The 5051-nt window shown below is 66.2% G+C and carries 4 protein-coding genes and 1 pseudogene; all 5 read left to right on the top strand.

What is annotated here, in order from left to right; translation table 11 throughout:
- Positions 1–580: pseudogene (locus tag AC3A3W_RS00090) on the top strand (excinuclease ABC subunit UvrA); the annotation flags it as partial.
- 128 nt (positions 581–708) lie between these two features.
- On the top strand, positions 709–1425 hold the full coding sequence (locus tag AC3A3W_RS00085; RefSeq protein ID WP_487439861.1) for an HAD hydrolase-like protein: 717 nt from the start codon (positions 709–711) through the stop codon (positions 1423–1425).
- Entirely contained in the window at positions 1412–2080 is a 669-nt protein-coding gene (locus AC3A3W_RS00080) for a lysophospholipid acyltransferase family protein (protein WP_487439860.1), read from the top strand. Before AC3A3W_RS00085 ends, AC3A3W_RS00080 begins: the two co-directional genes overlap by 14 nt.
- Before the next feature lie 41 nt (positions 2081–2121).
- On the top strand, positions 2122–4137 hold the full coding sequence (uvrC, locus tag AC3A3W_RS00075) for an excinuclease ABC subunit UvrC (protein ID WP_487439859.1): 2016 nt from the start codon (positions 2122–2124) through the stop codon (positions 4135–4137).
- A gap of 102 nt (positions 4138–4239) precedes the next feature.
- On the top strand, positions 4240–5051 hold an 812-nt coding region (gene rapZ, locus AC3A3W_RS00070; protein ID WP_487439858.1), incomplete at its 3' end, for an RNase adapter RapZ.

The following is a 5051-nucleotide window of genomic DNA, read 5'->3' as shown; positions in this document are numbered from 1 at the left end:
GAAGATCGAGATGAACTTCCTGCCGGACGTCTACGTCCCGTGCGAGGTCTGCCACGGTGCCCGGTACAACCGCGAGACGCTCGAGGTGCACTACAAGGGCAAGACCATCGCGGACGTACTGAACATGCCCATCGAGGAGGGCGCGGAGTTCTTCGCGGCCTTCTCGCCGATCGCGCGCCACCTCAACACGCTGGTGGACGTCGGCCTGGGCTACGTGCGCCTGGGTCAGCCCGCCACCACGCTCTCCGGCGGCGAAGCCCAGCGCGTCAAGCTGGCCGCGGAACTCCAGAAGCGTTCGAACGGCCGCAGCATTTATGTTCTGGACGAGCCCACCACGGGCCTGCACTTCGAGGACATCCGGAAGCTGCTGCTCGTGCTCCAGGGTCTGGTGGACAAGGGCAACACCGTCATCACCATCGAGCACAACCTCGATGTCATCAAGAGTGCGGACTGGATTGTGGATCTCGGACCGGACGGCGGCTCGGGCGGAGGCCGGATCGTGGCGTCGGGTACGCCAGAGCAGCTGGCCAAATCGAAGGAGAGCCACACCGCCACCTTCCTGGCCGAGATTCTCGGTTAGGACGGCAGCCCCGGGCCTCCACCGGCACCGGGGCCTGCGGGCCATGAACGAACATCTGCCGTGCCGGGAAGTATTCCCGGTACGGCATGTGAATTTGTGCAGGGGTGCTCTCGTGAGAAACTAGGCCGGTGACTTCAACAACAGTGCCCGTGATCTTCGACCTGGACGGCACTCTTGTCGATCCGGCCGGCGGCATAACAGACGGAATTGCCGCGGCTCTCACTGAATTCGGGATCCCCGTCCCGAGCCAGGATCTCCTGGACGCGATGGTCGGGCCAAAGCTGAGTGACTCACTGCTGAGCATCGCCGGAGTTCCGCCGGCCATGCTGAAGAACGTCATCCGCAGCTACCGGATGCGCTACCTGGACACCGGCATCTCGCAAAGCCGCCTCTACCCGGGAATCGCAGAGCTCCTGGAAAGCTACGCGGCAGCAGGGCGGCCCGTGGCTGTGGCAACACAAAAGCCGGAGCACCTTGCACACCTGGTCCTCGAACACCACAAGATTGCCCGCCGGTTCGCGGCGATCCGCGGATCCGCTTCGGACGAAACCGCCGCCGCCGACGGCCCCATCGGCAAGACCGGGATCATCGCCGCCGCCATGGCAGAAGTCCGCACACAGCACGCCATCATGGTGGGCGACCGTGCGCAGGACGTGGCAGGTGCCCTCGCCAACGGCATCGACTGCATCGGTGTCAGCTGGGGGTTCGCTCCCGACGGCGAGCTTGAGGGAGCAGGCGCCGTGGCTGTGGTCCATGATGCCCCAAGCCTCCGCAACGCCATCGAGGAGCTGGAATCTGTCCGGGCTGCAGCTTTGAGCGGGGTGCGCAACGATGGAGCTCTTTGACGGCATCAGGTGGACCACCCGCGGGCTGATCTCGGGTACGTGCCGGCCGACCGTCACGGGCCTGGAGAACGTGCCGAAGGACGGGCCCTTCATCGTGGCACCCAACCACCTTTCGTTTCTGGACAGCGTGATTGTGCAGGCGCTGATGCCGCGCCCCGTGGCCTTCTTCGCCAAGGCCGAGTACTTCACGACGAAGGGCGTCAAGGGGCGCCTCATGAAGTCGTTCTTCGAGGCCGTTGGCTCGATTCCCGTGGAACGCGGCGAGCAGGCCGCGAGCGTGCAGGCGCTGCGGACCCTCCTCGACATCCTGGAGGACGGCAGGGGCATCGGCATCTATCCCGAGGGCACCCGCTCACGCGACGGCATCCTCTACCGTGGCCGGACCGGTGTGGGCTGGCTTGCCCTCACCACAGGAGCACCAGTCATCCCCGTTGGCCTCATCGGCACGGAGAAGCTGCAGCCCGCGGGCCGCAATGCCGTGAAGCCCCAGCACTTCATCATGAAGGTCGGCGAGCCGCTGTACTTCGAGAAGACCGGACCGGACCACTCCCTGCCGGCGCGCCGGCAGGTTACCGACCGCATCATGGACGCCATCGCGGAGCTCAGCGGGCAGGAACGCTCCGCGGGCTACAACCAGAGCAAGGCCATCGAGTAGGGACGGCGAGCAGTGCTCCGCGGGCTCAGTAGACTGGAAGCGTGGCAGATCCAGCAAGTTACCGACCCCAGACGGGTGAAATTCCAACCAATCCGGGCGTATACAGGTTCCGGGATCCCCACGGCAGGGTCATCTACGTCGGCAAGGCCAAGAACCTCCGCTCTCGCCTGAACTCGTACTTCGCCAATCCCGCGGGCCTCCTGCCAAAGACGCACGCGATGGTCCACGCCGCAAGCAGCGTTGAGTGGACCGTCGTTGGAAGCGAACTGGAATCGCTGCAGCTGGAATACACCTGGATCAAGGAATTCAAGCCGCGGTTCAACGTGGTCTTCCGGGACGACAAGACTTACCCGTACCTTGCCGTCACCATGGGGGAGAAGCTGCCCCGCGTCCAGGTGATGCGCGGCGAGCGGCGGAAGGGCACCCGCTACTTCGGTCCGTACACGGCCGGTGCGATCAGGGAAACCATGGACACCCTGCTGCGTGTGTTTCCTGTGCGCAGCTGCAGCGCCGGTGTCCTCAAGCGTGCCCAGGCCAGTGGCCGGCCGTGCCTGCTCGGCTACATCGACAAGTGCTCGGCGCCGTGCGTGGGCCGTGTCACCCCCGAGGAGCACCGGGCCCTCGCCGAAGACTTCTGCGCCTTCATGGGCGGCGAAGCCAAGCGATTCATCGCGCGGCTCGAAAAGGACATGGCTGCCGCCGTCGCTGAGCTGGACTACGAGCGGGCTGCCAGGATCCGCGACGATATCGCGGCCCTCCGCAAGGTCTTCGAGCGGAACGCCGTGGTACTGGCCGAAGACACCGACGCGGATGTTTTCGCACTCCATGAGGACGAACTCGAAGCTGCCGTCCAGGTGTTCCACGTCCGCGGCGGCAGGGTCAGGGGCCAGCGCGGCTGGGTGGTCGAGAAGGTGGAGGACTCCACCACCCCGGACCTCGTGGAACACCTGCTGCAGCAGGTCTACGGCGAGGACGCGGAAGTCCAGGGCAGGCTTCCCCGCGAGGTGCTGGTCCCCGTGGAGCCCAGCAATGCCGCGGAGCTGGCGGTGTGGCTGGGCGGCCTGCGGGGCGCCAAGGTGGATATCCGGGTGCCGCAGCGCGGCGACAAGGCCGCCCTGATGTCCACCGTCCGGGAGAACGCGGAACACGCCCTCAGGCTGCACAAGACCAGGCGGGCCGGTGACCTCACAGTGCGGTCACAGGCCCTGCAGGAACTCCAGGAGGCCCTTGAGCTGCCCGTGCCGCTGTTGCGGATCGAGTGCTACGACGTGTCGCATGTCCAGGGAACCAACGTGGTCGCATCCATGGTGGTGGTGGAGGACGGCCTGCCCAAGAAATCCGATTACCGGAAGTTTTCCATTACCGGGGCGGCGGCAACCGATGACACGGCCGCCATGCACGACGTCCTGACGCGGCGCTTCCGGCACTACCTGCTGGACAAGACAGCGCAGGTGGACGCGTCCGACGTCGGGACCGCCGCGCCGGCTCCTGCCGGCGGCAACGGAGGGGCACTGGCGGACACCACCACCGCGGCGCCGCGGGCCAAGTTTGCCTATCCTCCCAACCTTGTGGTGGTCGACGGCGGAAAGCCGCAGGTCAACGCCGCCGCGCGTGCCCTGGCCGGACTCGGTGTGGACGACGTCTACGTGGTGGGGCTGGCCAAGCGGCTGGAGGAGGTGTGGCTGCCGGACAGTGACTTCCCGGTGATCCTGCCCCGCTCCTCGCAGGGCCTGTACATGCTGCAGCGCATCCGCGACGAGGCGCACCGCTTTGCCATCTCGTTCCACCGGCAGAAGCGCGGAAAGGCGATGACGGTTTCTGCCCTTGACGGTGTCCCCGGCCTCGGCGATTCCAAGCGCAAGGCGCTGCTGGCCCACTTCGGCTCCGTGCGGAAGATCAAGGCGGCAACCGCTGAGGAACTCGCGGCGGCCAAGGGCATCGGCCCCGCCCTCGCGGCGGCCATTGTCACCCATTTCGGTGCCAACGGCGCCGGGGCCGAGTCCGTGGATGCCCTGCCGGCCATCAACATGACCACCGGCGAAGTGCTGGAAACTTAGCCCGCGCCCTGATTCTTAGCTAGGGTAAGTACGGAAATCTTGCCGCGCGCACTTCTGTGTGCACGCAAACGGCAAGCTAGAGCAGAAATGGGGCTGGAATTAATGGCAGAGCCGACGGCAGGAACCGGCGTCGATGAGGAAGGCCTCACGCCAGTGAAGCCGGTCGAGGCGGAACTGCTCGTGGTGACGGGCATGTCCGGAGCCGGCCGCAGCACGGCATCGGACGCGCTGGAGGACCACGGCTGGTACGTCGTCGAAAACCTGCCGCCGCAGATGCTGGGCACCCTGGCGGAACTGGTGTCGCACGCCCCGCAGACGATCCCCCGGCTCGCCGTCGTGGTGGACGTCCGGAGCAAGGCACTGTTCGCCGACATCCGCGCCGCCCTCCACGCCCTGGCGGCCAGCGGTGTCACCTTCCGGGTGCTGTTCCTTGACGCGAGCGACGACGTGCTGGTCCGCCGCTTCGAGCAGGGCAGGCGTCCGCACCCGCTGCAGGGTGGCGGCAGGATCCTTGACGGCATTGCTGCGGAACGTGAGCTACTGAAGGAACTGCGGGATTCCTCCGACCTCGTCCTGGACACGTCAGCTTTCAATGTCCACGGCCTGGCCACCGCCATCACCGAGCTCTTCTCCGAGACCGGCCCGGTGGCACTGCGCCTGAACATCATGAGCTTCGGCTTCAAGTACGGATTGCCTGTCGACGCGAACTACGTTGCGGACGTCCGGTTCATTCCCAACCCGCACTGGGTGCCGAAGCTGAGGCCGCACACCGGCCTCGACCAGGACGTCAGCGACTACGTCCTCGAGGCCGAGGGCGTCCCCACGTTCGTGGAGCGCTACGTCATGGCGCTTGAACCTGTCCTCGACGGGTACCGCCGCGAAAACAAGCACTATGCCACCATCGCCGTGGGATG

Source organism: Arthrobacter sp. Soil_N43, from assembly GCF_057655195.1.
The sequence above is the reverse complement of the archived record's forward strand: the minus strand, read 5'-3'. Positions and strand labels throughout refer to the sequence as shown.

Excerpts from the sequence above, each read along its gene's own strand:
- AC3A3W_RS00080 (WP_487439860.1), top strand. The coding sequence starts at position 1,412 with ATGGAGCTCTTTGACGGCATCAGGTGGACCACCCGCGGGCTGATCTCG.